The organism is Dictyobacter formicarum, from assembly GCF_016587435.1.
The window spans coordinates 1-23970 of record NZ_BNJJ01000001.1; the positions used below are offsets into that span (position 1 = coordinate 1).

Below are 23970 nucleotides of genomic sequence, written 5' to 3' on the forward strand. Positions count from 1 at the left end.
GAACAAGCTACACGTAGTTTCCTTGATTTTTGCTCCCTGCATCGTTGGCGTGTCGCTTTCTATCAAGCAGCCCCTGAGCGCCTGGCCGCCTATCGCTCCCTGCATTTGCGCACATTCAAGATGGGTGAAGAAGCAGTCCTCCATCCTCAAACCTTTACGCTGCAAGGCTCGGCTCTGGCAAATGTGCGCACCAGTTGTCGGCGCGCCGAACGCGAGGGTGTACGCATCCAGTGGTATGAAGGTGTGCCTCCCCTGGAAGTGATGCAGCACCTCGAAGACATCTCAAGGGTCTGGTTGGGCCAGAAAGCTGGCAAGCAGGCAACGGAGAGAGGCTTCGGCATGGGGAGAGTGGATGAATTGACCGAGTCAGCTGAACGGGCTGAAATGATTGCTGCCATCCCCATACCAGCTACCGCCTCACTCCTTGCCGCCCCACAGCATCTCGTCGCAGTTGCTAAGACGAGCACTGGCCAGTCCTGCGCCTTTGTGACTTTTACCCCCATCTATGGATGTTTCACAAGTAAAGCCACGGTGCCAGGGAAGCAATCCGAGATGCAGGGATGGGGGTGGACACTCGATTTGATGCGTCGGGTAAGAGATGCCCCACCAGGAGTGATGGAACTATTATTGGTGCGGGCTATGGAGCGCTTTCGTTTATGCGGAGCGCACAGGGTCAGCCTGGGCCTGGTTGCCCTGGCCGATAGCAGGCAGGAAATGACTGCTGCAGGGCGGGCACTTGCCGGTTTTGTCACTGATCGGACGGCGCTGTTGGGCCCCAGCCGGACACTTTTCGCCTTTAAACAGAAATTCGATCCATGCTGGGAGAGTCGATACCTGGTCGCCAACACCACATTGGGCTTACCGAACATCGCACGAGCTGTCCTCCAACTCCGAAACTCCTCAGGGTATGGACAAGGCTGAGAATACAATGGATACCATTTTTGCAATATGCTCGCTTTTCAAGCGGGAGGGAGTAATCGTGATCTTGAGAGAAAAAAAAGAAAGACAGATACAAGCAGTTATATCGAAGACAATATCCAATACTCCTATCCATCACGACAATAACTGGAGCAGTCTCCTCTGGCAGTCGTTCCGCTACTGTCTAATAGGTGTAGCGAACACGCTCATAGATGTATTGGTCCTCAGTATCCTGCTCTGGCGCTTTCCCACGACACAGGTGCAGATCCTGGTCATCTACAATTCTCTTGCCTATATCGCTGGTGCCGTGAGTAGTTTTTTCCTGAACAAGTATTGGACGTTCGGGCGCAAGCAGAGACCGACCCGCCAGGAAGTGGGACGCTTTCTCTTGAGCATGGCTCTCGAAATCCTGTCGAGCAATGGGCTGCTGTGGCTCATAGGCAATGCCTTGCATCCACTTCTCGCCGATGCCATGATATGGGGGAATGTCTCAAAGCTACTGGCGGTTGCTGCGAACACCGTGCTCTCTTACCTCCTCATGCGCTTCTGGATCTTTAGCAGCGGGTCACACCATCGCCTGAAACAACAGATACCCATTCATTCAGCACTTTCTAGATCGACGAGAGACGAACTCACCCCCTGAAGAAAACGGAGCCAGTTGTGCAAGAGAACATCACCGGAGCGAGTATATCAGTGATTCTGCCAGCCTATAACGAAGAGGTGGTAATTGCCAGCACAGTAGCCACTGTGCTTGAGACACTGGCAACATGGTCGTTGGATTTTGAGGTCATCGTGGTAAATGATGGGAGTCAGGACGCAACTTCCGCCATTTTGGAGAGCATCGCGGCAACTCATCCGCGCTTAAAGGTTCTGCATCATGTCGTAAATCAGGGGTATGGGGCTGCCCTGATGAGTGGTTTCAAAGCGAGCACCAAAGACCTGATCTTTTTTATGGACGCCGATGGGCAATTTGATATTCGCGATCTGGAGCCTTTCTTGCCCTTATTGCAGGAGTACGATGCCGTGCTGGGCTACCGTATCAAGCGCCAGGATCACTGGATGCGCAAGCTCAATGCCTGGAGCTGGAAGGTGTTAGTGCGAATGGTTTTTGGCGTGTCAGTACGGGATATCGACTGTGCATTTAAACTCTATCCCGGCAAGTTCCTGCGCGAGCTTCGCCTGGAGACGCGTGGAGCAATGATCAATACAGAGATCCTCTCTAAATTCAAGCGCGCTGGCTTGACCTATACCCAACTGGGTGTGCGCCACCTGCCGCGTAAAGGGGGCCAGGCAACGGGCGCGAAGCCAGCGGTGATCCACGTCTCCGACGAACAACTCTCGGACCTTCGCACCCGGCTGAAGCTCACCCGATGGCCTTTGGGCGTTGGCAATGACGACTGGTATTATGGGGTTGGTCGAACCTACCTTGAGGAGCTTGTTGACTACTGGCTGGGTGCCTATGACTGGCGCAAAGCGGAGGCGATGATCAACCGCTACGAACATTACCAGGTGAACGTCGATGGCGTTCCCGTGCATTTCATGCGCAAACCTGGTGTTGGCCCGAATCCGATCCCACTAATCCTGACGCATGGTTGGCCGTGGACCTTCTGGCATTGGTCCAAAGTCATTGATCCGCTTGCCGACCCCGGCGCATTCGGTAGCGACCCTGCTGAGGCGTTTGAGGTCATCATCCCCTCACTTCCCGGTTTCGGCTTCTCGACTCCCCTGCCAAACCACCCGGATATGAATTTCTGGAAAGTTGCTGATCTCTGGCACACCCTGATGACAGGCATCCTGGGCTACGAAAAGTACGCCGCCGGTGGATGCGATGTTGGGGCTCTGGTAACTGGCCAGCTTGGGCATAAATATGCCAATGAACTGTACGCGATCCATATTGGCTCTGCACAAAAGTTGAGCTTGTTTAATGGGGATCGGGCATGGGATCTCAGCGGCGGGCATCCCATTCCAGAGGGGGTTCCTGAGCACATCCAGGCCAGGATCATCTCGCTCGATCGCCGTTTCGCCGCACATCTCGCCGTACATGTGCTCGATTCGAGTACCCTCGCGTACGGACTCAGCGACTCCCCGGTGGGGATGCTGGCCTGGATTCTTGAACGATGGGCGAACTGGAGCGATAACAATGGCCATGTTGAGCACGTCGTCTCAAAAGACGATCTCCTCACCCATGCCATGATTTTCTGGGTGAATAATGCCATCGAAACCTCCATGCGCATGTATGCGAATGCCAACCGCTATCCGTGGGCACCTGTCCACGCGCGCTGGCCAGTCGTCGAAGCTCCCACCGGGATCACGTTCGTGGGCTATGAGAACCCGCCCGGGGTTTCTACGGAAAATCGTGTGCAGCATTTCCTGAGCAGTGATCGGGCTGCCTGGTACAACCATGTGAATATCACCGTTCACGATCGCGGTGGTCATTTCATCCCCTGGGAAATTCCGGACGGTTGGATTGACGACGTGCGTCGCACCTTCCGTCACCACCGATAATCGAGCGCAGGAGGAAGAGCTTGATTAAGCTCGCGCGAGAAGCTCACAACGCAAGGCGTCAGATCGCTTGAGGTCGAGCAGCGCAATGGAGAGCTGAGAAATCTCTACGGTGCTGGCAGAACTCTACCTGAACATCACTCTGTGTTCGATCAATTTTATATGGTGTGCTGCCTGTAGGGCCATCTTAGCGATTGAGTAGCGGCAACACCTCATAGGCTAACATTTTTAACGTGGTCAGGTTGGGAAAGTCGCTTGTGTCGATGATAAAGTGATCGAAACCGAGATCAATGAAAGGGCGCAATTGTTCTACAACCTGTGCGGGTGTGCCAGAGAGCGACCAATTGGGATTGACCTCTTTGTTGCCGATGATCTGCTTGAGCTCTGTTTCGGTTGGTGCGCAATAGCAGCCTAATTGTAGGAGACGTTTGATGCTTGTCCGGCCGCGTCCGATTTTATCGCATGCCTCATTTAATGATTCGACCTGCGCAGTGATTTTTGGTATTTCAGCTCCCTGAGTCACCCACCAATCGGCATGACGAGCGGCAAGGCGCATCATGCGTGGTTGGAAAGCTGCAACCATGATAGGAGGAATAGGGTCAGGCTTTGGCTGACAGTTCGCATCTTTCACGCTGTAATATTTGCCCTCGATCGTCACATGGTCCTCGCGCCACAAAGCCTTCACAATCTGGAGTGTCTCTTCGAGCTCCTCGATACGCACGCCTGGGGTCGGGAACTCAAAGTTATAGGAATTGCACTCTTCCTGATGCCAGCCGGTGCCCAATCCAAGGATAAAGCGTCCTTCGCTCATGTATTGTAGGGTTGCGGCCATTTTTGCCAGCAGGGCAGGATTGCGGAAGAGTTGACAGAGGACGAGGTGTCCAAACGTGATATTTGAAGATCGAGCCGCCAAGTAACTCATAGCTGTCCATGCTTCAAGGACAGATTTCTCGCCGAATTGCACATGATCACCCATCCAGGCAGTATCAAAATGGCCAGAGATAATATCCAGACCTTGCTGATAAGCCGTGAGTTGCTCTGTACGGGATCGATCGCCACTTTCAAATGGGATACACCAACCAAACTGAATACGAGCCATTGTATTTCTTTCTAGTTCCGGGGAACAAATATTGGGATCACGTAAACGGGCGAAAGTAGGTGGGCGATGCCAGTATGTGACACTGACTATCTCCTGTCAAAACACAACATTTATTTCATAAAGTATAACACATGAATATTGCACATGCTCACCAGCTCAAGGCCCACGTGCTCCTCCACAGAAAACGAGCCAGGGAGCCCCAGTCTTTGCAAGCCGGGGCTCCCTGGCGGTTCCTTATGGGCTGGTTCAGGAAGCCAGGACGTTTCCTAGCGATCAGCCACCTGCTGGCTTTGGGCCGGTGCGCCTGGAACAGAATGATGTGGCCGTGCTCCTGCGCAGTGATTCGCTCAACAACATCATGGAGGGCACCAATACGTTGTTCGGAACGGGAAGCAACCAGACGGGCAGTCTGTTCAACGTGACGAGTATCCGCAGAGGCTTTACCGGCGGCGGGCACACGGGCAACAGAGTCTAGCGAGCCAACTCGCATTACATACATCTAAGATCTCTTGAAGAAGTGCAAGTTGCCGGGTGTTCATAAGAAGATCCTTGCTACACCCTGATCCATCAACTGCTGTAGCTTTTCCAGCGTATCTGTTTCGGGTAGTGGTGTATAGATCATGATTTTGAGTTCGGGCATAGTAGGCACCTGCAAGGTTGTATGCTCGAACATCAGGCACCCCACCAACGGATGCTCTATGTCTTTCCGTGCATCGGCTCTACCGCGTACATCGTGACGGGGCCACCATGCGCGAAACTCAGGACTTACGCGCTGCAAATCAGCTATCAAGCGTTTGAACCATTCTTCATCGGCATAACGCGCACTATCAGCACGGAATTCCGCGAGCACTCTCTGCGCTACCTGCTCCCACTTCGGGTTGTATAAATGACTCATCGGATCAGCAAACATACGCCAGACCGCATTATATTCATATGGCGGCACCGACTTCGACAGCAACAAGACATGCTCAGCAGCGGTGTTCCAGGCGAGATAATTCCAACGACGACCAATGACGTAGGCCGGTATAGGATTGAGCGCGTCAAGCACACGGCGTAACGCAGGGCTTACCTGTTCATCAGATGCGTGTGTATCGACGAGGTGTTGCTGATTAGCAAGCAAGAAAAGATGTCGCCGTTCGTCGGGCGTAAGTTGTAACGCATCAGCAATGCTCTGGAGCACCTCGCTTGAAGGGTGAATAGCGCGTCCTTGCTCCAAGAGGGTATACCAGGAAACGCCCACATTCGCTAGCTGCGCCACCTCTTCGCGCCGTAATCCTGGGGTGCGCCGCCTCCCACCACGTATCAACCCGACCTGTTCAGGCGAGAGGCGCATACGTCGAGTGCGTAGAAAATCCGCAAGGTCCTGTCTGCGTTGTTCGTCGCTCATCGTCCTCTTTGCTCCTTATCCTGCGAGTCTCAATCATATGATAGAGGGACTCTGGTTATACGATAGCCCTCGTGCCATACTCTCAAGTGTATCACACATCGTGATTATCGTCGTTTCAACGAGAGAAAGAGGACATTTTCTATGGTATCGCATTCAGCAAATGAACAGAGTAATCTGCCAGCCACAGCCGCAGGAACGTTCACCATGGCCGAGGATCTGACGGTCACTCGCATAGGGTACGGCGCGATGCAGTTGGCTGGCCCGCACGTGTTCGGCCCACCTGCCGACCGCGACGCTGCCGTGGCCGTACTGCGTGAGGCAGTGGCGCTGGGTATCACGCACATCGACACCAGCGACTTCTATGGCCCATACGTCACCAACCAGATCATCAAAGAAGCCCTGCACCCCTACCCCGACTCGTTGCACATCGTGACCAAGGTCGGAGCGTTGCGTGACGCCGAGGGGAACTGGCCGCAGGCGCTAGCCCCCGAGCAGTTGCGCCAGGCCGTATTCGACAATCTAGATCACCTCGGACTAGACGCACTCGACGTCGTCAACCTGCGCGTCGGTGGATTCGACAGCCCCACTCCTGGCTCGATCGCCGAACCGTTCACGGTACTTGCGCAACTGCAGCAAGAAGGACTGATCAAGCACCTCGGTCTCAGCAACGTGACCGCCGAGCAGATCGCCGAGGCACAGTCCATCGCGCCGATTGTGTGCGTGCAGAACTTCTACAACCTCGCCCACCGGGTCGACGACGACCTGATCGACTCCCTCGCCGCACAGGGCATCGCCTACGTGCCCTACTTCCCGCTCGGTGGCTTCTCCCCTCTTCAGTCCGACAAGCTGGAATCAGTCGCCACCCGCCTCGACACCACACCGATGGCCGTTGCGCTGGCATGGTTGCTCCAGCGCTCACCGAACATTCTGCTTATCCCAGGTACCTCATCCGTCGCGCATCTGCGCGACAACGTCACCGCTGCTGCGCTGACCCTTTCCGAGGATGATCTGGCCGAGCTGAACGGCGTTGCCTCATAAGCACGACCACCGCACGACCTACGATCGGGTTCATCGGCCTGAGCGACCAGGGACTACTTATGGCGACCGCCATCGCCGAAGCGGGCTCCCTCCCCCTTGCATGTGTGAGCCCGCGTCACCCCGGCTCGCTCGATGCGCTGGGCTCGCGTCGCGCACGTCCGCCACGACGCGAGCCCAGACCTGGCCGCCTCGTGCGACATCGTCGCGTTGTGCGTCAGCACCAATCGTTGCGACCATCTATCGACGCGCCGATCTGTTTATGCTCGTCCAGCACGCAAACCCTGCTCTTCAGAGGCGTCAGGCGGAGCAGGTCTATCAAAAAACCATTCAGCAGCTGCAAGAAGCGTTAGAGAAAGCGCGAGCTGATGCTGAGTATTACTAGAAAGAAGCCCGGATGGCAAAACTCGGAGAGCGTCGGATGCCACAGGAAGTGATCCAGCTCAAGAAGACAATCCTTGCCTTACAGCGTCAAGTGACGTGCCTCGAAGACTTGTTGGCCCGCTGTACCTATGGTGTGCATCAAGCAATGCCTTCACCTTTCATGGTCTCTGATACGCTCAGCTAACGATACAGGCAGAAGCTGAGACAATCAGGCGAGCTACAGGACAGACAAGTTGGGATAGCGGGAGGACGTGGACGAGGAAAAAGAGATGAGACCAACAACTCTTTTTGGAGAAGCCTACAACTTGACGCGCGTCGTCTCGCTTCCGGCAGGACCAAAGCAACCAGCAGAAGTAACCTAGATCACGCCCGGATCGCATATGCAGCAAACACATACTTCGCGCGTTGGGGTGCCCAACGCGCGAAGTTCTATCCCCAGAAAGGAATGAGATATGGCACTCTCACATACTTCAAGAACCCTCCGGTCCCATACTGAATTCCTCAAATTGTGGATCGGGCAGTCCATCTCTGGCTTTGGGTCTGCCATTACCACCCTGGCTCTGCCACTGACCGCCGTCGTCTGGTAGGATTGTGAAGATCAAGATGATCCTTGCTCTTCCGCAAATATAAGTCTACGAAAGAATTGCAGTGTGGGAATGTGTCTTTCGACGATCAGGCATATCTGAAAATTGCATTGAAGGCATCGGACCACTGCTTGAAATCCTCACGCTGCTCTGTAGGGATACCCAACAACTCCGCAATGACCGTGACAGGCAGAGGAGCAGCCAGATCCCTGATCACATCCATCTCACCCAAAGCCTGCACCTGGTCGAGCAATCCGCTGGTGATCTCCTTGATGCGCGACTCCATTTGAGCCACCATGCGCAGCGTGAAGGCTTGCGAAACGAGCTGGCGCAATTGGCGATGGCGCGGCGGGTCCATGCGTAGAATGCTCGAACTGAGCGGGCTGGAATCGCGGTACTCGGCTGGCACGAAGCGGTTCTGATCGGAAGAAAACGTCGCGTGATCACTCAGCAGGCGTGCCACATCGTCGTAGCAGAAGATGTGCCATGCCTGCACATTCTGGTCGAAGAAAACTGGCTGTGTCTCACGCATCTGACGATACTAGTCATACGAGGCAGTGAGCTGTTCTCTATTGGGCTTTGTCTGCATAATCCTTCTTTTTTCTCTTTTTAGTATCTTCTACTTGATTAGTGTAAATATCCCACGCACGTGAGCAAATCTGGCCCGCAAACGTGGAACATTGCCAAGAGTCTTGAGCGCTGTCGTCGTTTCGTGCTACCTGGTTGCATAAACCAGGTGTTCTTTGCTGCCGAAAGCGCTGGCAATCTCGCCGGAAGAGCGCTCTCTCATGACGGTAGCTCCTTCTCACGAGACGACGACACGGAATCTTGTCATGGAGAGCATAAGACCAGGATGTGTTCTTCTGTGACGGTAGAAATGGCCGCATTTTGGCTCGTCTTCTCTCAGGTCTTCTGGAAGCATTTCCGTTCTTCACAGGCTACCGTACGTCCTGTCGTCTCTATGTCATATGGACGTACTTAAAGTGCCGATCAAGAGTAGAGATGGTGTGAACTCCTTTCCTCGAATACTGCCCTCTTTTCACACTCGCTTTTTATATGCCCTCATCGCAAAGATGTAGGCCACACACAGAATGCCGACGCACCATGCAAGAGCAACCCATATATCATGAGACACTGGCTGTCCAGACAGTAACGCACGGATGGTTTCCACTATCGCTGTCACTGGCTGGTTTTCGGCAAAGACCTTGACGACCAGCGGCATCGACTTAGTTGGCACAAACGCCGAGCTGATAAAGGGCAGGAAGATAATCGGATACGAAAATGCGGTGGCGCCGTCTATCGATTTTGCGGTCAGTCCGGGAATCACCGCAACCCAGGTTAAAGCCAGCGTAAACAACGCGAGGATGCCGACGACGGTCAGCCATGACAGGATGCCCGCCGACGAACGAAAGCCCATAATCAACGCGACGAGAATGATGACCACCACCGAAATCGCGTTGGATACCAGCGAGGTCAGGACGTGCCCCCACAGCATGGTGGAAGGGGCAATCGGCATGGAGCGAAATCGCTCAATGATCCCCCGTTGCACATCGGTAAACAAACGGTAAGCTGTATAGGATATCCCGCTCGCAATAGCAATCAGTAAGATCCCAGGTAATAAGTAATTCACATAATTACCTGTCCCGGTTTGAATTGCGCCGCCGAACACATACACGAACAGCAACATAAACCCAATAGGCATGATCGTGACCGTGATGATGGTGTCCATACTGCGGAAAATATGCCGCATGGAACGACCAAGCATCACGCTCATATCGCTGAAAAAGTGTTTCTGTATCGTTTCCATTTACTGTTCTTCCTTTTTGCCAATGATGGTAAGAAAGATCTCCTCCAATGTTGGTTGTTTTTCAACATACTCCACCTGAGCAGGTGGAAACAGCTTCTTTAGCTCCATGAGCGTGCCGCTGGCGATAATCTTTCCCTCATGGAGAATGGCAATGTGATCAGCAAGCTGTTCAGCCTCTTCCAGGTACTGCGTGGTCAAGAAGACGGTTATGCCACCATCAGCAAGCTCCTTCACAACCTTCCACACCTCGATGCGTGCCTCGGGGTCAAGCCCGGTGGTCGGCTCATCAAGGAAAAGGATCTGCGGTGTTCCCACCAGGCTCATGGCGAGGTCAAGCCTGCGGCGCATCCCGCCTGAATACGTCGACGCCCTACGGTTTGCGGCATCTGTTAAACCGAAGCGGGTCAGCAAATCGTCGGCAACCTGGCGCGGATGTTTGAGGTGTCGCAGCCGGGCGATCATGATAAGATTTTCTTGTCCGGTCAAAATCTCATCCACGGCGGCAAATTGCCCGGTCAGACTCAGTGATTGCCGCACGTGGTATGGCTGTGACGCCACATCAAATCCGTTGACGATGGCCGTTCCGCCGTCCTGTTTGAGCAGCGTGGTAAGGATTTTGACAAGCGTGGTCTTGCCCGCGCCGTTGGAGCCAAGCAGGGCAAAAATGCTGCCCTGCTCCACGGTGAAATTCACGCCTTTTAAAACATCGAGATTCTTGTATGATTTCTGCAGATCTTTTACCTGAATTGAAATGTTTTGCACAATGTATTCCTTATGATAGAACAGTCACCTTCGACAAATCAACCTCCAGGCCTTTGAGCGCGGCATACGTGAGCTTATCCATCATCGCGCCGTCAAAGGAAATGGTTTTCAGGGCACGATAATATTTCTTCGACAAGGGAAACCTTGAACGGAAAGACACATTTTTGAGGGTCGCGCCCTGAAACGATGCGTCCTTGAGTCCCGCATCGTCAAACGTGACACCGATAAAGGTCTGCCCATCAAATCGCTGTCCGCTCAGATCCGAAGAGGTGAAGTCCACGCCGAGAAAGCGACAGCGTTCAAAGGTGGTTTTTCCCAGGTAGGTCTTCGTCAATTTGACATCAGTCAGCGTGACGCCGATGAATGTTGCTCCGACCAGCCACGACGTGCTGAAGTTGGTGCGAACAAGGATGGCTTCACGGAAGTTCGCATCCTGAAGGTCAAGGGTAGAGAAGTCGCAATCGGTCAGATTTGCGCCTGCAAAATTGGCTTCACGGACGTCGCTGCTCCGAAACGAGCTCCCGGTTAAATCTGCGCCCGTAAAGTCAGAGCCGCGCAACGCACTCGCTTGAAAATTTCCTTTCTGCGCGATAACGCCCGCAAAGTCGCTCTGTGTCAGATTGCTCGCACTCAAGTTGATGGCCACCTGCCGCTCCAGAGAGCGGGAGAGGTTGGCGACCTCCTGGACGGTTTGCTCAATGTCGCCGATACTCTCAATGGTCATGTTAAAGGCTGTTTCATCATCCTTGCCCTCGGCTTTGAGTTCACGGAATCGCTCCTGCAAATCGGAGAGCAGATCAGCCTTTAATTCGGTAGCGCTTTTTACCCCATCGTAGGGAGCAAAAACGCCGTTTACATAGTTGGTCAATTTCTCATCCATAACAACATCTTTCCTTTACAAGAGGTTATCCAGCACGCGCTTCGCGTACTCCCAGTTGCTTTTGTTGCGATCGTACGTTGCTTTCCCTTTTTCAGTAATCCTGAAGTATTTCCTCCTTCCGCCTTGAGATTCATCACCCCAATACCATTCGATATCACCGTCCACCTCAAGCCGCCGAACGCTGGAGTACATCGTGGCTTCCTTTAATTCATATTCCCCACCCGAGCGCTCAGCAATCAGTTTGACAATCTCGTAGCCGTAGCGGTCAGCTTCCGATAAGAGCCGTAAAATCATCGTATCGGTATGTCCGCGCAGCAGGTCGGAGGTCAGTTTGTTTTCACTCATATCATCACCTCGTAGTTGGATTATACGTCATATTACTATGATTGTCAAGGTACTATTTCGATTTTAATACTTTGTTTGATAAACCAGCTCTCCGTTCTTTCGTCACTAGCACATCAGATGAAGCGTCCTGAGAAGACCTTTCAGAGCTTACCGTATGTTTCGCCCGCTGTGATCTAGTGACCCCTTGCACTTGCAACGGGAACCACGCTGTATGAGACCATCATAGGCCGATTAGACGAACAGGCGAAAGCCTCGCTTGATGCCTTACTCGTTGAGACGCCTCCATCGGAGGGGGACCAGACCACCGATGAGGAACCGGTGACGATTCATATGCTTCGGATGGACCCTGGTCAGGTCGGAGTCGAAACCTTGCTCAAGGAGGTGGCAAAGCTGCGTCAAATACGTGCTTTGGGTCTGCCCAAAGACCTTTTTAGCCACCTGTCTCCAAAGGTTGTGCGTGTCTATCGGCAGCGTGCGAGCGCGGAAGCACCCAGTCACTTGCGCGCTCACCCAGATCAGATCCGTTACACGTTGTTGGCGGCACTGTGCTGGCAGCGCAGCCAGGAGATTACTGATAGCCTCGTCGATCTCTTGATCCAAATTGTGCATCGCATTGGCGCGCGAGCGGAGCGGAAAGTCGAGGAGGTGTATGTTCAGGAGCTCAAGCGGGTGGTCGGAAAGGAGAGCATCCTCTATCACATTGCCGATGCTGCCGTCAAACAGCCCGATGAATTGGTGCGCGATCTGGTGGTCGAAAAGGATGAGGATGGCACCGAAAAAGTCAACCGGATTAATTATGAGTGAGGTCTGTCTCTTACAGGCGCTGCGCGACAAGGTACGCAGCAAGGAGATCTGGATCGTGGAGGCCAACCGCTATCAGAATCCTGATCTGGACTTACCGACCGATTTTGAGCAACTATGAGGCCCTCAAGCAGCCGACGGAGGCAAACGCCTTTGTAGAGCAAGTACGTACAGCACTCCAACAGGCGCTGCGCTCTCTCGACGCGGCGATGCCGCGTCTTTCCCCACAGGTCAAAATCCTCACTCGCCGCAATGGCTGGATTCATCTTTCCTCATTGGAGGCACAACCAGAGCCGGTGAACCTGGCCCGCTTGAAGTTGGATGTGGCGACCCGATGGCCAATGACGAGCCTGTTGGATATGCTCAAGGAAACCGACTTGCAGGTGGGATTTACCGATCTGTTCACCAGCATCAGCCAGCGCGAGATCCTTTCGCGTGAAACCCTTCGGAAGCGCCTCTTGCTGTGTCTGTATGGACTGGGAACCAATACGGGACTCAAGTCGAGCTGTGTAGGCTCTGCCACTATAAGGGCGGCCTGGCCTCCTGTCAAGTTCGGAGGAAGGCGCGTCAGGGCAGCAGGGCACGTGTGAAGAAAGGTGCCTCTTTGTTTGAGCTTATCTCGTTGCGCATCCCGTGGGCCTTTCATACGATCGTTGACAAAAGGGGCTTTAGCCCGCCGCAAGCCGCTGGGGTTTTAACCCAGGCGGTTAGGCGTGTTCAGGCTTTAGCCCGTGGCCCCTTCGGACCTGGTTTCCTTTTCTGTGCCAGAAAAGCATCAAGGGAATCGGTATAAACAAACCATTCCCTTGCTAAACGGAACCCTTCTACCTTATTATTCCTCAACAAGTATGTAATGTAACTGAGTGTGAAGTCTGCATGCTCGGCAGCCTGTGGCGTGGTGAGATACGGTCGGTTTGGGTCCATAATGTTTGACATGATTCCCCTCCTCAATAGAGTAGAGATAGTATATCATAATCACCTTATTCACACAAATATTTTCTCTTTGTCAAAATTTTTTGTTTTGACGAATCATTTGTTTTTATGATATAATCCAGAAAACAAAACGGAATGAGAGGAGCCAAGGATGGCGAAAGCAACCACCACTATCAGGCAGGTCTTGACCTATCAGGCCAATTATGGCGACTGGTTTGCCTCCAACCAGGCTCTTTTCAATCAAGTAGCATCCTTCTATTTTGATGTTATCCAGGCACATATCAATGTGCTGGATCATCCCAATAAAGAAGCACTTACTATTCTTGAAACACTTACTCATACTACACAACGCAATCCCAACCCGGTCATGCCTCTTTCTGACATTGCAAAAGATATTCCCGCTTATTTTCGTCGAGCGGCAATTCATGCAGCCTTGGGCTCTGCTCACTCCTTTCACTCTCACCTTGAGAAATGGAGGCAGCGCAAAGAGAAAGTCATAGCCAAGGGTAAGAAATTCCATCAACGTCCACCAGTTCCCCCGCGTTCTTGGAATAAATCAGTAGTCCTCTATCAAGGCATGTGGAAAGAGCGTACTGAGAACAGCATGATGATCAAGGTATGGAACGGGACATGTTGGAGTTGGATCAAGGTTCGTATTACCGGGCGTGAGCTGCCTGCTGATGTGGAATTAGGAAGCCCTCAACTCATTCGAAAAGGAACGCAGTGGTGGTTACATACCCCTATTGAGAAACAATTTCAAAGTCCTGGAAAAATTGAGAAGCAAGTCACCACGAATGCACAAACAAAAATCTGTGCAGTCGATTTAAATATCAATGAAAATCTTGCTGTGTGTACGATCCAAACTGTTGAAGGTACGATCCTTGCCACCACATTTATGAAAGGTGGTCAAGAGATATCCGGCTTTAGGAAGAAGCAGTTGGGCCGTATTGCACGTAACCGATCCCTGACAGGTATCATTGCAGAGAATGAACAAGATAATGGAGACCTCTGGAAGAAGATTCGCCATGTAGATGAGCAAGCCGCCCATCTTATCAGTGCTCGTATCGTTCAGTTTGCTAAACGGCATGAAGCTACCATACTAGTATTTGAACACCTGGAGAATCTTCGACCTGCCAAGGGCAAGTATAGCCGTAGGAGCAATACCAAACGGGCCTACTGGATGAAGGGACGTATCTTTAACTACGCCAAATATAAAGCGTACAACATGGGTATCTTTACCAGTAGAGTGAGTCCAAGAAACACCAGTCGGGAATGTGCATGTTGCCATAGCCTGATTGCTCGTTATGATGCAGGCCAGCCAGCAGAAGGGTATACGCCTGGTGCTCCGTTGGCTTATTGTGCTGAATGTGGGATGAAGGGAAATGCAGATCGCAATGCCAGTCTGGTGATTGGTCAACGCTTAATAGAACGTTATCATCCAAAGGAAAAGCCTCAAGCTCTTCGGAGGGTATCGAAAGATACAGGTGTTGTTGTTTCCCAAGACGCCAAATGTGAAGAAGGACCATCTATCCTTCCATCAGGGCATGGAGATAGCAACGAGCATGGCACCGCTCAAGATGCAATGTTCAGGATGGATGAACATGCATCAAATATTCCTACTCAACTACGGTTTCTCTTTTGAGACGTAGCTATGCTACCCATTCTCAAGAAACCGCGTACAGAGGAGTGTCAGAAGCTACGGGGCTTTAGCCCCTGCGGAGTGTCACAGACTACTAGTCGTAGCTAATCGCAATGATGCCGTGCCTATTTGAACCACTAATCCACAATATATATCTCCCAGCCCGTCCCAGTTGGTCCTCTGTCAGCCTGCATCGTCACGTGTCCATCATTGGGATTACCGCCCAGGTATCGATAATCTCCATTCTTCCCGCAGCACTTTAGGGTGTAATAATTTCTTGCACTGGAGACCTGTTCAACGTACCATCGCGTTCCAGTAGGGCTATTGTTGGCTTGCAGCTCGACTTTTCCGTTGTTTGGGTTACCATCAAGGTACAATCCTGAACCATTGCCATTGAATGAATACAGGCTCGGCCCTATTTCCACCAGTGACCAAGCCGTAGCTTGACTTGTATCGGGCACAAGAGAAACACTGCCGTTTTCGTTCGCCTTGAGCCACCTGCGATCTCCGGATGCTCCCAAGCACTTGAGCCTGGCCTTTTTTCCTCGCCAGTTTGGGTACCGAGGGCGCTGATCGTCGGTGAAACGGAAGGGGGTTCCGCCAAGGATCTGTGAACTAAGCATGGTAGGACACCACTTCTCCTCGATGTATTTCACAACCAGGTCCGTCCCAGCGAAATGATCGATCTTTGGGTTTTTACGATGGTCATACATCGTATCAGTTAAATCGCGTAATAAGTAGACTTGCTTCAGCTTCCCTGCGTTTTTCAGAGCAACGAGGGTATTGATAGAAAAGGAGCGGGTATGAAGGATGCACATGTTGGCATGTACACCCATGACGATCACGTTCTCAATGTTCCTCGACTTGAACAGATTATAGATTTCTTGGATATTATCACTCACCGCATCCTTCTCCTCATCAACAATGATAGCAGCATGTTCGCGTGTCCAAGGGGTTCCTTGAGAACAGTGAGGGGTATCATCACACCCCCCTCCCGAATCATCTATCGGCAAATCCACTCCATGAGCATGGAGGCCGTCAAGTGATTGGAAAGGCGCCCTTTCTGCATTATGGCGAGCACTACAATCCTTATAATATCCCATCGTATCACTTGGCGCATGAATGATAAGCGCGCCTTTTGCGCGGGCATATATGATGACTTCATTGACAACTGGAGCTAACTCCCCAACTCTTTTTGTTGCCCCTTTGCACCAATGCTGATTCCAAAGGTCAGTAAGAATCAGTGCGTAGCTGCCATCAATTGGTTTAAAATCGACCATAGCAATCCTGCCTTTCTGCTTCTGAGGAGATCATTCTCCTCTTGCTTTATTCTCTCAGCTTCTTCCTGCCAGGCAAACACGCTCTAATACTACAGTGCCACTTGGCTCGTAAGACGGCCTGGGAAGACGATTGACGTTATGGCATGTGCTGATTGCTCACCCAAGCTCTCAGGCCACTTCGCGGTGAATTTTCTCACGTAAGTGGTGCTGTAGTACTAAGTGGGCGCGGGACCCGTTGAACCTCGGATGATCAGCTCGGGAGGAAATGAATGATGGGCGACACTCCTGGCATCGTCTGCCTTTTCGAGACGTTCGATCAAGCACTCGACCGCGACGCGTAACATTTCTTGCAATGGTTGGCGAATCGTGGTCAATGGCGGTTGAGCGATCTCGGCAAACATGATGTCGTCAAAACCAATGATGGAGCAGGCGGATGGGACAGAGAGCCCTACATCATGCGCCCCTGCATAGGCACCCAGCGCGTAGAGATCGTTAATGCCAATGATGGCCGTGGCAGAATTTTCCTGGCTGAGCACCTCGCGTGCGCCCATGCGACCTAACGCTGCTCCCTCAATATCACCAAATGGTGAGTCGGATGCCGCTTCCCAGATCAGATGAGGATCAAATGGAATTCCGGCGTTTGCCAGAGCTGCGCGATAACCTCTCAGACGATCAATGCGGCTAACTGTACGGATGGGACCGGAGAGGAGGCCGATACGTCGGTGGCCCAACGCAATAAGATGCTCCGTTGCCAGGCGCCCTGCCAGCATATTGTCGATGCTGACACTATCGATATCGAAGGAATCATCCTGCTGAGTATGGCGATCGAAGGTAATGGTATGTAAGCCACGCTCTACCAGACTGAACAGGTGTGTCAATGAAAGTGATGATGAGCCAAAAATAATCGCCCGGATACCCTGAGCCCACATATCCTCTGCATATGATTGCTCACGCGTCAGATTGCGCTCACTGTTACATAACAAAACACGGAACCCATGCCGCAATGCCGTCTCTTCGGCTGCACTAGCAAAGGCACCCCAGAAGGGATTTGCTACGGACGGGACAATGAGACCGATAATAGGCACATAACCGGTCTTCAACTGACGGGCTACCAGACTGGGCGTATACCCCAGTTGCTTAATTGCACGTTGAATACGCGCAACCGTTTCCTTTCCCATGCGTTCAAAACGCCCATTGAGGACATTGGAGACGCTTGAAGGTGATACTCCCGCCAGACGGGCGACATCCTGGATCGTCACCTCACGGAAGGATTTCTTTTTCTCTTTGACCATGCATTTATCCTTTTGCTGTATCGATATACTAATTATCTATAATCAGGATGTAATGCGGAATTTAGCTGTTTCTAGCCTTGAAAAGTGTATCGATTTAGTGTAACCTTACATTAAGACTAGTATAGATCAGATTGATTGTCAACCATTTCTTTGGCAACGAAGTCAGGAGCGAATACCTAACGAATATAAAGAGGAGAAACAGTTAATGAGCACTTCACAGGTCACTTTTACTGTTTTCACGAAACCCTGGAAAACTCCGCTTCCACAGTTGGGAGCGTTCCTCCAGAAACTGGGTTTCAATGGGGTTGAACTACCAGTCAGGCCAGGCTATCAGGTAACACCGGAAAGCAGGCGTAAGAGACTTCCAGAAGCTGCCCATATTTTAGCTGATTGTGGTCTTACCATCAACAGTATCGCCGGGCCAACAGATGAAGCCATGATCGCGCTTTGTGCAGAGTTGAAAATCCCCATTATCCGTATCTGCCTGGATATCCCGAAAGAGACAAATTATCTCGTATACGAGGAGCACCTGCACCGTGAATTTGATGCGCTGGTACCGTTGCTGGATAGATACGGTGTGACGCTGGGCATACAGAATCACAATGGACGCAATGTTGCCAATGCCATGGGTATTCGTCATCTTATCGAGAAGTATGATCGGAAACATATTGCGGCCGTGCTCGATCCTGCTCACTGCGCGCTGAATGGAGAGATTCCCGAACTAGCACTGGATATTGTCTGGTCGCATCTTTGTATGGTGAATCTGAAGAATGTTCTCTGGCAACGTACGAACGGACCCGAAACGCCGGTCGCGGCCTATACGCACTACTGGACGAGTGGACGGCAGGGCCTTGCTTCCTGGGAATGTGTCACATCGGAGCTCAAACGGCGCAACTATAGCGGTCCAATCTGCCTGACCGCCGAATATAGTGACGAAGCTGCCGTGGATCGTTTGATTGCAGAAGATATTGCTTACGCGAAGTCCCTCTTTGCATAACTGTGCGTCTGTGTAGGGTCACAAAAATAGATCTCTTGTTCCATTTTCCTATTTCCTATGTCTCCTATGTAAAAAGCGGGAAGGAAGTATATATGTCCGAGCAGTTTGTCAGGAAAGAAAAAGTACGCATCGCCGTCATTGGAGCGGGAAGGCTGGCCAACCAGATCCACTATCCCTCCCTGGCATCTTTTGACGACGTTGAGATCGTTGGCATCTGTGATCTGGATGAGCAGCGGCTCCATGCGACAGCTGATACCTATCACATTCAGAATCGCTATACCAACTATCAGAGCATGATTGAATCCTGCGCACTAGATGGTGTCTATGCGATCGGTCAACCGCACATCATGTTCGACATCTGGCTCTGGTGTTTACAGCAGGGACAGAATCTCTATATTGAAAAGCCGATGGGTATTACCTGGCATCAGGCGCAACTATTGAGCTACCTGGCTGAGCAGAAAGGCGTCATGACGCAGGTCAGCCATCAGCGCCGGAGCAGTCCCATGCTGGTCAAACTGCATGAGGAGTGTCTCAAGCAAGGTCCGATTACCCATGCAATATGCGAGTTTTATAAGTATGCACAGGAGCCCTTTTTCAATGCACGGGACCATATGCTCGATGATTGCACGCATGCGATCGATACCCTCCGCTATATGTGTGGAGGCGAAGTAATTGGTATTGAGAGCCAATGTAAGCGCATTGGGGTTCCTGATATTAACTGGATCGGGGCTCAACTCCACTTTGATAATGGCTCAACAGGCTTTGTCATCAATAGTTGGAGCAGTGGCAAGCGCGTATTTCGGGTGCAGATGCATGCACCCGGCATCTTTGTCGAGGCTGATGTAGAGGGGGAGGCGCGTCTCTATAAACATGGAGATCTCGAGGGCAAAGTCTATCATGCCCGGGAAGAGGCGGGGGGAGATCAGTTTTTTATTTATGGTGGCTTCCAGGCAAAAAGTCGCGAGTTTATCGATTCATTGAAATATGGAAAAGAAGTTACGACTTCCCCATTTCGTGATTGCCTCAAGACCATGGAAGTGGCCGAAAAGATTTTAGCGCGTGCTGTGCTGTCAGGGGAATAGAGGCCGAACATGTGTCCTGGCGTGCGCTGTGTAGAAATCGTCCACGTAAACGCCATACCTCAATCTCCTGGAACTTACTCATGGCGGCCGCGACTTTAGCGATCGTACCAATTGTTGCGCTGTACATCTTTGCACAGCGCTGGTTTGTGCGTGGTATCGTTATCTCTGGCTTTGGAGGACGCTAGTAAGCGATACGCATAGAGAGTGCGACAGGAATTCTCACCATCCGTTCACGGCTGGTCACGGCTGGAACAGCAACAGAAAGGAAAAAGATACATGGATTTCGCATTTAAGGATCAGGTCATTTTAGTCACCGGCGGCGCTTCTGGCATTGGTCGCAGCATTGCAGAGGCGTTCGGGCGCTACGGTGCGTCCGTGGTGTTGACCTATTATACCAGCGATGCCGATGCCAGAGAGGTCGTGGCGACTATTGAGCAGGCAGGAGGCAAGGCGCTCTCGTTCTATGGTGATCTGACGCAGGAAGCCGACGTCGCACACGTCGTGGCCGCGACGATAGAGCGTTTTGGCAAGGTAGATGTGCTGGTTGCCAATAGCGGGGGCATCCTGCAACGTTCGAAGGTCAAGGACTGTTCACTTGAGTTATGGAATCAAGCGATTGCCGTCAATCTCACGAGCACGTTCTTGTGCTGCCGGGCTGTGTTGCCACATATGGAGCGAGCAAAGCAGGGCACAATCATCACGATAAGTTCGCTTGCTGCTCACGATGGTGGCGGAGCAGGGGCCGCGCACTATGCGGCGACGAAAGGTGGTATCCTGACCTTTACCCGGTCGCTAGCGAAAGAAGTCGGTCCACTGGGTATCCGCGTTAATGGTATTGCGCCGGGCCTGATCGCAACGCGCTTCCATGATCGCTTTAATACGCCGGAGGGTCGTCAGGCCGCAGTGAACCGCACACCGCTGGGTCGAGAGGGCTTGCCAGAGGAGGTTGCAGGCGCAGCCCTGTTCCTGGCCTCGCCGTGGTCAACATTTATTGCTGGCGAAACCATAGAAGTTAATGGCGGACAGGGGGTTTTTTAAGTATGACACATCAACACGATCTCAGTAAACAGGTAGTTCTGGTGGCAGGGGCAAGTAGCGGCATGGGAAAGGCCACAGCCATTGCTGCGGCGGAAGCAGGCGCGCACGTGGTACTTGCCGCACGTGATGCTGCGGCTCTTGAACACATCGCTGCCTCCATCCAACAAAAGGGAGGATCGGCCCTCGCGGTCGCAACGGATATGCTGAAGCGGGATGAGATAGACCACCTGCTAGAGACGACCTTGCAGACCTACGGTCGGATCACCACCGTCGTCTACTCGGTCGGCACCAATCTTCTCCGTCGCACCATCGATGAGCTGACCCCTGAGAGTTGGGCGAACATGATGGCAATCAATTTAACGACTGCGTTTCATCTGACGCAGGCCATCGTCCCAATTTTTCGTCAACAGGAGGAGGGACTGCTGATCTACATCTCCTCATCGGCCGCGAAAAAGCCCGATCGCTCCGGCATCTCCTATCAGACGGGCAAGGCCGGGATCGTCGGGCTTGCACATGGCACCATGGAGGAAGAGCGCGAGCATGGCGTACGCACGACGGTTATTTTCCCGGGTCTGACCGATACGCCGATGGTGTTGAAACGGCCAGCACCAACGCCCCCAGAGGTGATGGCTCGGGCGCTGCAACCGGAGGATGTTGCGGACGCATGCCTCTTCGTGATAGGTCTGCCTGCACGTGCGCATGTGCCTGAGTTGACGCTGTATCCAAGCCGCCTTTAAGGCGATTGCAGAGAAAGCATGTTCCGCAAAGCATCTTTGATCTCTTGGAGATTCGTTGACTGCATATCCCACCTCCTCATGGGGAAGAAGCTATATTGGGCGTGGTAAGAACGAACAACTGATCATGTTTCCCCATCAGAACACTGAAACCTTGCTTCCTGCTGTCTCGTGCAATAGACTAAAGGAAGTCGACGAAAAAAGGAGCCACCTCTATGAGCACGATTAATGCTGCGGCCAGTGGTCAGTTCACCATTGGCGGTGACATTCCCATACATCGTCTTGGCTATGGAGCTATGCGCATCACGGGGAAAGGCATTTGGGGAGAGCCTGAGGATCGTGAGGAGGCGCTGCGTACATTGAAACGGCTACCAGAGCTTGGCATAAACTTTATTGACACTGCGGATAGCTATGGTCCTGAGGTCAGTGAAAACCTGATTCATGAGGCACTCTATCCCTATAAGAGCATGCTTATCGCGACCAAGGGCGGTTTGACCCGTCATGGGCCGGATATCTGGGCTCCCGTAGGACGACCCGAATATTTGCGGCAGTGTGTGCTGATGAGCTTGCGCCGCTTAGGGCTGGAGCGCATCGATCTCTGGCAATTGCATCGTATCGACCCAAAGGTGCCGCGCGATGAGCAATTTGATGCGATCAAGCAGATGCAACAGGAGGGCTTGATTCGTCACGTTGGTCTCAGTGAGGTCACTGTCGAAGAAATTGAGGCGGCTCAGAAGTTCTTTCAGGTGGTAACGGTACAGAATCTGTATAATCTGGTGACCCGCCAGAGCGAGGATGTCCTTGATTATTGTACCACGCATACCATTGGTTTTATTCCATGGTTTCCGCTGGCTTCTGGCGATCTAGCCAAACCAGGAACACTCCTTGATACCATCGCCAAGAAACATAATACCACCCCCAGTGGCATCGCTCTTGCCTGGATCCTTAAGCGTAGCCCTGTGATGCTCCCAATTCCTGGGACCAGTAATGTGAAACACCTGGAGGAAAATGTCGCGGCGGTCAATATTCAGCTCAGCGACGAAGACTTTAAACAACTCGATCTTCAAGGACGTCAGGCTCAATAAAACCCGACACAGACCTGGTACATGCAGGCCTGGAGAAGAAACAGAGCTCAAGCCTCTCTTCCTTTCATACCTGCCTACAAAGCAAGGTTGCTGCATAGGCAGAGCAAACAGGGATCGCATCCCGCACGGACCCGAGGAACATTCGTGATTCCTGGGGGTCTGTGCGGGATGCGACCAGTACTACACACTCAATTTCCTCTCCGATTCGTCATTGCACGTTGAACATGGATCTTATCTTACCGATAAATAAAACGAGGAAGACAATAGGTCTGATCATCCATTCTGATCTGCTATAGCTCTACGTACAAATAAAATCTGGTGAGATCGAGATCGAGAGGTTTCTTCCAGGCTGGTTCCGCGAGCAACTTATTCGATCCAGCCCACTCGATCTCTAAGGCTGGGTTTTTCTTCCGCTTCTTTGCCCTGGTGAGCATCAAGGAAGGCTTGTATACCTGAGTTTGATGCGGAAACCGGAATAAGCGCAAACGCTTTTCTGCTGCAAGAGCGGAGGCAAAACGCCAGGGTGTGAAAGAACGCACTTCATTTCCCTGGCTTTTTTGAGACTCCGCATCAACCACTTCAATGCGTGTTGAGAGGTTCCCATCAGTCCACAACCGCCAGCGCTGAATTGACCTGCTGGACGGAAAAAAGCTCAGGGTTGTAATACGCGCCTGCCCACTGGCGCAGACGCGTGTGCTCAGGATGCGTTGGATTCTGCCATGCCTCAAGGAACAAAGCGTATCCGCCTATCCCGCCGACATCCTCTGGGGGACAAGCTCGTTCACCAGCCAGACAACGAGGTGTAATCCAGAGAGCATCCTCATTCAGGTTTTCATCATCCAGATGCTCAATTTTTTCAATCGTAATCTGGTGCATCCAGCTATCTCCCAGGTCATATTCGTATGTCAGCTTCAGCCAATCGGTCCAGACGGTCGCATCGAGCTTTGTTCGTCGACTATCTCTGATGCGTATGTCTGCGCGCTCCCAATCAGGGTCAGGGAGACCATATATGGTTGTCTTCTCGTTGATCGTCAGCCTGAACAAATAGAGATGAGCGTTTTCCCACCCCATCACCACTTGAAGCATTTTATGGAGGGTATGAAGGCTGATGGCTCCAGGCACAACTATTTTCCGCCAAATAGGTGGCTCAATGCCAGTTAACTGGATGTGCAGGTAATAGCGGCTCTCTGACTGATAACTTCCCATGTGCGTCTTTTTTCTCCGTCTTATTTTCTAGTAAAGCCCGGCTTAGCTCAGTATCTTTCCAGAACTGGAAGGTTTTCGTGAACGTTGTTTGCTCTTTCGCCATGCTCCTTTTCCCCTTGTCTTTCTCTAGTATATTCCATCCTTTCTGATTGGACCAGAGTGGGGCAAGTTCAGTTGAGC

Annotated in this window: 29 protein-coding genes and 1 pseudogene; 18 read left to right on the top strand and 12 right to left on the bottom strand. The window is 52.1% G+C overall.

The window, feature by feature from the left end; translation table 11 throughout:
- From JMI88_RS00005 to JMI88_RS39185, 4 genes and pseudogenes are all read left to right on the top strand, one after another.
- On the top strand, window positions 1-921 hold a 921-nt coding region (locus JMI88_RS00005; RefSeq protein WP_201359708.1), incomplete at its 5' end, for a DUF2156 domain-containing protein.
- A 58-nt stretch (window positions 922-979) separates the two neighbouring features.
- Window positions 980-1561 carry a GtrA family protein gene (locus JMI88_RS00010; RefSeq protein ID WP_236022748.1) on the top strand — a complete coding sequence of 194 codons (582 nt, stop codon included), beginning with the start codon at window positions 980-982 and terminating at the stop codon, window positions 1559-1561.
- A 104-nt stretch (window positions 1562-1665) separates the two neighbouring features.
- Window positions 1666-2088: pseudogene (locus JMI88_RS40450) on the top strand (glycosyltransferase family 2 protein); the annotation flags it as partial.
- A gap of 99 nt (window positions 2089-2187) precedes the next feature.
- The gene (locus tag JMI88_RS39185; RefSeq protein WP_373323723.1) at window positions 2188-3423 is read left to right on the top strand and encodes an epoxide hydrolase family protein; all 1236 of its coding nucleotides are present in this window, start codon (window positions 2188-2190) and stop codon (window positions 3421-3423) included.
- 184 nt (window positions 3424-3607) lie between these two features.
- Here the strand turns inward: JMI88_RS39185 and JMI88_RS00025 are convergent, their stop codons facing one another.
- The 3 genes from JMI88_RS00025 to JMI88_RS00035 all read right to left on the bottom strand — a co-directional run bounded on the left by JMI88_RS00025 (window position 3608) and on the right by JMI88_RS00035 (window position 5906).
- A complete protein-coding gene (locus JMI88_RS00025; RefSeq protein WP_201359710.1) occupies window positions 3608-4519 on the bottom strand; it encodes an LLM class flavin-dependent oxidoreductase in 912 nt (303 codons plus the stop codon).
- A 148-nt stretch (window positions 4520-4667) separates the two neighbouring features.
- Entirely contained in the window at window positions 4668-5018 is a 351-nt protein-coding gene (locus JMI88_RS00030; protein WP_201359711.1) for a hypothetical protein, read from the bottom strand.
- A gap of 36 nt (window positions 5019-5054) precedes the next feature.
- Window positions 5055-5906, bottom strand: a complete 852-nt coding sequence (locus JMI88_RS00035) for a helix-turn-helix transcriptional regulator (protein WP_201359712.1) — start codon at window positions 5904-5906, stop codon at window positions 5055-5057.
- Between the two features lie 204 nt (window positions 5907-6110).
- Between JMI88_RS00035 and JMI88_RS00040 the strand changes: the two genes are divergently transcribed.
- From JMI88_RS00040 to JMI88_RS39985, 4 genes are all read left to right on the top strand, one after another.
- Window positions 6111-6944, top strand: coding sequence for an aldo/keto reductase family oxidoreductase (locus tag JMI88_RS00040; protein WP_236022750.1), 834 nt, complete (start codon window positions 6111-6113; stop codon window positions 6942-6944).
- Complete coding sequence (locus JMI88_RS00045; RefSeq protein ID WP_201359714.1) at window positions 6934-7326, top strand: hypothetical protein; 393 nt, start codon at window positions 6934-6936, stop codon at window positions 7324-7326. The genes JMI88_RS00040 and JMI88_RS00045 overlap by 11 nt, the downstream gene beginning before the upstream one ends.
- A 12-nt stretch (window positions 7327-7338) precedes the next feature.
- Window positions 7339-7509 carry a hypothetical protein gene (locus JMI88_RS00050; RefSeq protein ID WP_201359715.1) on the top strand — a complete coding sequence of 57 codons (171 nt, stop codon included), beginning with the start codon at window positions 7339-7341 and terminating at the stop codon, window positions 7507-7509.
- A gap of 268 nt (window positions 7510-7777) precedes the next feature.
- Window positions 7778-7912 (top strand): hypothetical protein, encoded by a 135-nt coding sequence (locus JMI88_RS39985; RefSeq protein WP_268905947.1) that lies wholly within the window; start codon window positions 7778-7780, stop codon window positions 7910-7912.
- A gap of 85 nt (window positions 7913-7997) precedes the next feature.
- Here JMI88_RS39985 and JMI88_RS00055 read toward each other — a convergent pair whose 3' ends face one another.
- The 5 genes from JMI88_RS00055 to JMI88_RS00075 all read right to left on the bottom strand — a co-directional run bounded on the left by JMI88_RS00055 (window position 7998) and on the right by JMI88_RS00075 (window position 11703).
- Window positions 7998-8441, bottom strand: a complete 444-nt coding sequence (locus JMI88_RS00055; RefSeq protein WP_201359716.1) for a cytochrome P450 — start codon at window positions 8439-8441, stop codon at window positions 7998-8000.
- Window positions 8442-8948: 507 nt separating this feature from the next.
- Window positions 8949-9716, bottom strand: a complete 768-nt coding sequence (locus JMI88_RS00060) for an ABC transporter permease (RefSeq protein WP_201359717.1) — start codon at window positions 9714-9716, stop codon at window positions 8949-8951.
- Window positions 9717-10478, bottom strand: a complete 762-nt coding sequence (locus JMI88_RS00065) for an ABC transporter ATP-binding protein (protein WP_201359718.1) — start codon at window positions 10476-10478, stop codon at window positions 9717-9719.
- Window positions 10479-10488: 10 nt separating this feature from the next.
- Window positions 10489-11358, bottom strand: a complete 870-nt coding sequence (locus tag JMI88_RS00070) for a pentapeptide repeat-containing protein (RefSeq protein WP_201359719.1) — start codon at window positions 11356-11358, stop codon at window positions 10489-10491.
- Between the two features lie 15 nt (window positions 11359-11373).
- Window positions 11374-11703 carry a PadR family transcriptional regulator gene (locus tag JMI88_RS00075; RefSeq protein ID WP_201359720.1) on the bottom strand — a complete coding sequence of 110 codons (330 nt, stop codon included), beginning with the start codon at window positions 11701-11703 and terminating at the stop codon, window positions 11374-11376.
- Window positions 11704-12021: 318 nt separating this feature from the next.
- Here JMI88_RS00075 and JMI88_RS00080 point away from each other — a divergent pair, with 318 nt between their 5' ends.
- From JMI88_RS00080 to JMI88_RS00085, 3 genes are read left to right on the top strand one after another with little or no spacing between them, the layout of a single operon-like run.
- The gene (locus tag JMI88_RS00080) at window positions 12022-12507 is read left to right on the top strand and encodes a hypothetical protein (RefSeq protein WP_201359721.1); all 486 of its coding nucleotides are present in this window, start codon (window positions 12022-12024) and stop codon (window positions 12505-12507) included.
- Complete coding sequence (locus tag JMI88_RS39990) at window positions 12500-12625, top strand: hypothetical protein (protein ID WP_268905948.1); 126 nt, start codon at window positions 12500-12502, stop codon at window positions 12623-12625. Before JMI88_RS00080 ends, JMI88_RS39990 begins: the two co-directional genes overlap by 8 nt.
- The gene (locus JMI88_RS00085; protein WP_201359722.1) at window positions 12612-13094 is read left to right on the top strand and encodes a Tn3 family transposase; all 483 of its coding nucleotides are present in this window, start codon (window positions 12612-12614) and stop codon (window positions 13092-13094) included. Before JMI88_RS39990 ends, JMI88_RS00085 begins: the two co-directional genes overlap by 14 nt.
- Before the next feature lie 127 nt (window positions 13095-13221).
- On the opposite strand, the gene JMI88_RS00090 is transcribed toward JMI88_RS00085, so the two are convergent.
- Window positions 13222-13440, bottom strand: coding sequence for a helix-turn-helix domain-containing protein (locus tag JMI88_RS00090; protein WP_201359723.1), 219 nt, complete (start codon window positions 13438-13440; stop codon window positions 13222-13224).
- A 148-nt stretch (window positions 13441-13588) separates the two neighbouring features.
- On the opposite strand from JMI88_RS00090, the gene JMI88_RS00095 reads away from it, so the two are divergent.
- Window positions 13589-15079, top strand: coding sequence for a zinc ribbon domain-containing protein (locus JMI88_RS00095; RefSeq protein WP_201359724.1), 1491 nt, complete (start codon window positions 13589-13591; stop codon window positions 15077-15079).
- 134 nt (window positions 15080-15213) lie between these two features.
- Here JMI88_RS00095 and JMI88_RS00100 read toward each other — a convergent pair whose 3' ends face one another.
- Both JMI88_RS00100 and JMI88_RS00105 read right to left on the bottom strand, forming a co-directional pair.
- The gene (locus JMI88_RS00100) at window positions 15214-16356 is read right to left on the bottom strand and encodes a hypothetical protein (protein ID WP_201359725.1); all 1143 of its coding nucleotides are present in this window, start codon (window positions 16354-16356) and stop codon (window positions 15214-15216) included.
- Between the two features lie 215 nt (window positions 16357-16571).
- Window positions 16572-17648 carry a LacI family DNA-binding transcriptional regulator gene (locus JMI88_RS00105; RefSeq protein WP_201359726.1) on the bottom strand — a complete coding sequence of 359 codons (1077 nt, stop codon included), beginning with the start codon at window positions 17646-17648 and terminating at the stop codon, window positions 16572-16574.
- 205 nt (window positions 17649-17853) lie between these two features.
- Here JMI88_RS00105 and JMI88_RS00110 point away from each other — a divergent pair, with 205 nt between their 5' ends.
- The 6 genes from JMI88_RS00110 (at window position 17854) to JMI88_RS00135 (ending at window position 22584) form a co-directional block, all read left to right on the top strand.
- Window positions 17854-18645 carry a sugar phosphate isomerase/epimerase family protein gene (locus tag JMI88_RS00110; RefSeq protein ID WP_201359727.1) on the top strand — a complete coding sequence of 264 codons (792 nt, stop codon included), beginning with the start codon at window positions 17854-17856 and terminating at the stop codon, window positions 18643-18645.
- Window positions 18646-18737: 92 nt separating this feature from the next.
- The gene (locus JMI88_RS00115) at window positions 18738-19727 is read left to right on the top strand and encodes a Gfo/Idh/MocA family protein (protein ID WP_201359728.1); all 990 of its coding nucleotides are present in this window, start codon (window positions 18738-18740) and stop codon (window positions 19725-19727) included.
- Window positions 19728-19738: 11 nt separating this feature from the next.
- Complete coding sequence (locus tag JMI88_RS00120; protein WP_201359729.1) at window positions 19739-19912, top strand: hypothetical protein; 174 nt, start codon at window positions 19739-19741, stop codon at window positions 19910-19912.
- A 91-nt stretch (window positions 19913-20003) separates the two neighbouring features.
- A complete protein-coding gene (locus tag JMI88_RS00125; RefSeq protein WP_201359730.1) occupies window positions 20004-20765 on the top strand; it encodes an SDR family NAD(P)-dependent oxidoreductase in 762 nt (253 codons plus the stop codon).
- Window positions 20766-20767: 2 nt separating this feature from the next.
- Complete coding sequence (locus JMI88_RS00130) at window positions 20768-21502, top strand: SDR family oxidoreductase (RefSeq protein WP_201359731.1); 735 nt, start codon at window positions 20768-20770, stop codon at window positions 21500-21502.
- 212 nt (window positions 21503-21714) lie between these two features.
- Window positions 21715-22584 carry an aldo/keto reductase gene (locus JMI88_RS00135; protein ID WP_201359732.1) on the top strand — a complete coding sequence of 290 codons (870 nt, stop codon included), beginning with the start codon at window positions 21715-21717 and terminating at the stop codon, window positions 22582-22584.
- 603 nt (window positions 22585-23187) lie between these two features.
- Here JMI88_RS00135 and JMI88_RS00140 read toward each other — a convergent pair.
- The gene (locus JMI88_RS00140) at window positions 23188-23790 is read right to left on the bottom strand and encodes a plasmid pRiA4b ORF-3 family protein (protein ID WP_201359733.1); all 603 of its coding nucleotides are present in this window, start codon (window positions 23788-23790) and stop codon (window positions 23188-23190) included.
- Window positions 23791-23970: the final 180 nt, after the last annotated feature.

Coding starts and splice junctions, on each gene's coding strand:
- JMI88_RS00025 (WP_201359710.1), bottom strand. CDS start 4,519: ATGGCTCGTATTCAGTTTGGTTGGTGTATCCCATTTGAAAGTGGCGAT.
- JMI88_RS00030 (WP_201359711.1), bottom strand. CDS start 5,018: ATGTATGTAATGCGAGTTGGCTCGCTAGACTCTGTTGCCCGTGTGCCC.
- JMI88_RS00035 (WP_201359712.1), bottom strand. CDS start 5,906: ATGAGCGACGAACAACGCAGACAGGACCTTGCGGATTTTCTACGCACT.
- JMI88_RS00040 (WP_236022750.1), top strand. CDS start 6,111: ATGGCCGAGGATCTGACGGTCACTCGCATAGGGTACGGCGCGATGCAG.
- JMI88_RS00050 (WP_201359715.1), top strand. CDS start 7,339: ATGGCAAAACTCGGAGAGCGTCGGATGCCACAGGAAGTGATCCAGCTC.
- JMI88_RS39985 (WP_268905947.1), top strand. CDS start 7,778: ATGGCACTCTCACATACTTCAAGAACCCTCCGGTCCCATACTGAATTC.
- JMI88_RS00055 (WP_201359716.1), bottom strand. CDS start 8,441: ATGCGTGAGACACAGCCAGTTTTCTTCGACCAGAATGTGCAGGCATGG.
- JMI88_RS00060 (WP_201359717.1), bottom strand. CDS start 9,716: ATGGAAACGATACAGAAACACTTTTTCAGCGATATGAGCGTGATGCTT.
- JMI88_RS00070 (WP_201359719.1), bottom strand. CDS start 11,358: ATGGATGAGAAATTGACCAACTATGTAAACGGCGTTTTTGCTCCCTAC.
- JMI88_RS00075 (WP_201359720.1), bottom strand. CDS start 11,703: ATGAGTGAAAACAAACTGACCTCCGACCTGCTGCGCGGACATACCGAT.
- JMI88_RS39990 (WP_268905948.1), top strand. CDS start 12,500: ATGAGTGAGGTCTGTCTCTTACAGGCGCTGCGCGACAAGGTACGCAGC.
- JMI88_RS00090 (WP_201359723.1), bottom strand. CDS start 13,440: ATGTCAAACATTATGGACCCAAACCGACCGTATCTCACCACGCCACAG.
- JMI88_RS00095 (WP_201359724.1), top strand. CDS start 13,589: ATGGCGAAAGCAACCACCACTATCAGGCAGGTCTTGACCTATCAGGCC.
- JMI88_RS00100 (WP_201359725.1), bottom strand. CDS start 16,356: ATGGTCGATTTTAAACCAATTGATGGCAGCTACGCACTGATTCTTACT.
- JMI88_RS00105 (WP_201359726.1), bottom strand. CDS start 17,648: ATGGTCAAAGAGAAAAAGAAATCCTTCCGTGAGGTGACGATCCAGGAT.
- JMI88_RS00110 (WP_201359727.1), top strand. CDS start 17,854: ATGAGCACTTCACAGGTCACTTTTACTGTTTTCACGAAACCCTGGAAA.
- JMI88_RS00115 (WP_201359728.1), top strand. CDS start 18,738: ATGTCCGAGCAGTTTGTCAGGAAAGAAAAAGTACGCATCGCCGTCATT.
- JMI88_RS00125 (WP_201359730.1), top strand. CDS start 20,004: ATGGATTTCGCATTTAAGGATCAGGTCATTTTAGTCACCGGCGGCGCT.
- JMI88_RS00130 (WP_201359731.1), top strand. CDS start 20,768: ATGACACATCAACACGATCTCAGTAAACAGGTAGTTCTGGTGGCAGGG.
- JMI88_RS00135 (WP_201359732.1), top strand. CDS start 21,715: ATGAGCACGATTAATGCTGCGGCCAGTGGTCAGTTCACCATTGGCGGT.
- JMI88_RS00140 (WP_201359733.1), bottom strand. CDS start 23,790: ATGGGAAGTTATCAGTCAGAGAGCCGCTATTACCTGCACATCCAGTTA.